Origin of the sequence: Pedobacter sp., from assembly GCF_035317785.1 — a bacterium.
GTDB lineage: Bacteria > Bacteroidota > Bacteroidia > Sphingobacteriales > Sphingobacteriaceae > Pedobacter.
In genome coordinates, this window is record NZ_DATHGC010000082.1 from 1 (window position 1) to 2,365 (window position 2,365).

The following is a 2,365-nucleotide window of genomic DNA, read 5'->3' on the forward strand; positions in this document are numbered from 1 at the left end:
CGATCCTACAACGCCTAAAAAATGGATCCCTTATCTGATCCAGGGGATCAATGACTGGCGGTCGGCTTTTGAAAAGGCAGGTTTTAAAAATGCGATCATCGGTAAAGAAGCACCATTAAACGATTCGACCTGGAGCATCGACGATGCCCGCCACAACGTCATTGTGTACAAAGCGTCCAGTATCGGCAATGCAACGGGCAATACCATACAGGACCCGCGAAGCGGGGAGACACTGGAGTCGCATGTGGGCTGGTACCACAGCGTGATGGAGATCTTGTACAAATGGTACATGATCCAGGCAGGGGCTATTGACCCGAGAGCCAGAAAACCTCAGCTTGACGATGAACTCATGGGGCAGCTGATCCGTTTCGTTTCTTCCCACGAAATCGGTCATACACTTGGACTGCGGCACGACTGGGGCGCATCGGCCACGACTCCTGTAGAGAAACTGAGGGATAAAGCATGGGTAGAGGCCCATGGGCATACCCCTTCCATTATGGATTATGCACGTTTCAATTACGTAGCCCAGCCTGAAGACCACATTACCGAAAAAGGTATTTTTCCGAGGATAGGCGATTACGATAAGTGGGCAATTGAATGGGGATACCGCTTGCTGCCTGAAAACACTTCTGCTGAAGAGGAGAGCAGGATCCTGAACCAGATGATCGTTGACAAGATCAAAACAGGCCCGGAATACCGGTGGGGCATAGAGCGTGTGGGCGATGTACCGACCTCTATGCTTGATCCCAGAAACCAGAACGAAGATCTTGGAGACGACAATATGCTGGCCAGCAGCTACGGCATCAAAAACCTGAAAAGGATTTTGCCTAATGTATTGAACTGGACGCTCAATCCAGGTGAAAGCTATGTGAAAGCAGGGGAGATGTACCAGGAAATTGTGGCCCAGTATAAGCGTTACATGTTCCATGTCGCGATGAATATCGGCGGTTTGATGACCGATCCAAAAACACAAGAACAATCCGGGGCTGTTTATACGGCTGTACCTAAGGAAAAACAAAAAAGGGCCATGGCTTTTCTTCAGAAAGAATTGTTCAATACACCTTACTGGCTGATGGATAAGAAAATGTATAGCCTGACGGCTACAGATTTTGCTGGTGTAGAAGCCATCCAAAAGGACATGATCAAAGGCTTGCTGGACCTGAAGCAGGTGCAGCAATTCAGGTCAATGGAATTGTTTTCCGGCAACCAGGCTTACAGCACCGCCGAAATCCTGGAAGATCTGAAACAAGGTATTTTTTCTGAGCTGCCTGCAAGCAAACCGATTGCCTTAAACAGGCGCAATATTCAAAGGGCCTACGTAATTAACCTGATTTCCTTATACCGGGCAGGCCTTGGTGCCGATCTGGATGCCACCTCCGTGGTGAAACAGCACGCAAAAAAATTGAGTTCGTCGCTTAAAGCGGCAGCCGGACTTATGAAAGACACAGCCAGCAAAAATCACCTGCAGGATTTGTATGATCGCTTGTATGAGGTACTCTACAAGCCTCTGTCTGAAGCAAAGCACAATGCCGCAAAATAACCTAAAGCGCCTTTTTCATGGAAAAGGCGCTTTATTGTATTATATTCACTGGCAATTAGATCTATCCAGATGAAGAGAATAGTAATAGTCATAGCCGGACATTCCAATACCTAAAACTCGATTTAAATTAGGATTTATCGCGGATAGCGGACTGATTAATCCCCAATTAATCTATTATTAATAATAAGCCTTTTATTTGCAGTAACCAAATCATTAAAGGCCATAAGAGCAGCCGCAAAAAGGCAAGATATGCGGTCCAAGTAGGGAAAAGGATGCTGTAGCTAAAACCAGCGGTAACCTACTGGTCTTAAGTGGACAGATAGATAACAAAGGAATGAAGTTTGAAACAATGCTGCAGGTGGTCAATGAAGGGAGGAAGTTGGTTGATCAGCAGGGGAAACTTAAAGTAGAAGGAGCGCAGGCCATCACGATTCTATTAACTGCCGCTAACGATTACAATGCAGATAATATGGACATAGATGCGACAAAGGATCCGGATGTGATCAGTAAAAACATCCTGACTGCGCTGAACGGAAAAACATATGCCGCAATAAGGCGGCGCATATAGCTAGTCCAGTTTTGCCAACCGATGAACGTTTGCAATTAGTGAAGAATAATACCTTTGATCCCGGACTGGAAACTATCTTATTCCAATATGGCCGTTACCCTTTGATTCATTTTATGCAGGCACTGGAAGTTCCGGGAAGACCGACGGCCAGGCAGATGTATGGCGCTCGCGGCTGGACGGTACACCACCTGACTGATACGTTTGGCCATACTGCGGTGCATGACGGTGTCACCAACGGGATGTCCCTGGATCACACA

At 46.8% G+C, this 2,365-nt stretch carries 3 protein-coding genes; all 3 read left to right on the forward strand.

The genetic code is table 11. The annotated features are described in order from the left end of the window. Positions 1-1,540, forward strand: a 1,540-nt coding sequence (locus tag VK541_RS04980) for a zinc-dependent metalloprotease (RefSeq protein WP_324367524.1), incomplete at its 5' end; no start/stop codon positions are given. 247 nt (positions 1,541-1,787) lie between these two features. After that, positions 1,788-2,108 carry a glycoside hydrolase N-terminal domain-containing protein gene (locus VK541_RS04985; RefSeq protein ID WP_324367528.1) on the forward strand — a complete coding sequence of 107 codons (321 nt, stop codon included), beginning with the start codon at positions 1,788-1,790 and terminating at the stop codon, positions 2,106-2,108. A 38-nt stretch (positions 2,109-2,146) separates the two neighbouring features. Then, a partial coding sequence (locus tag VK541_RS04990) for a glycosyl hydrolase family 95 catalytic domain-containing protein (RefSeq protein ID WP_324367526.1) occupies positions 2,147-2,365 on the forward strand: 219 nt, incomplete at its 3' end.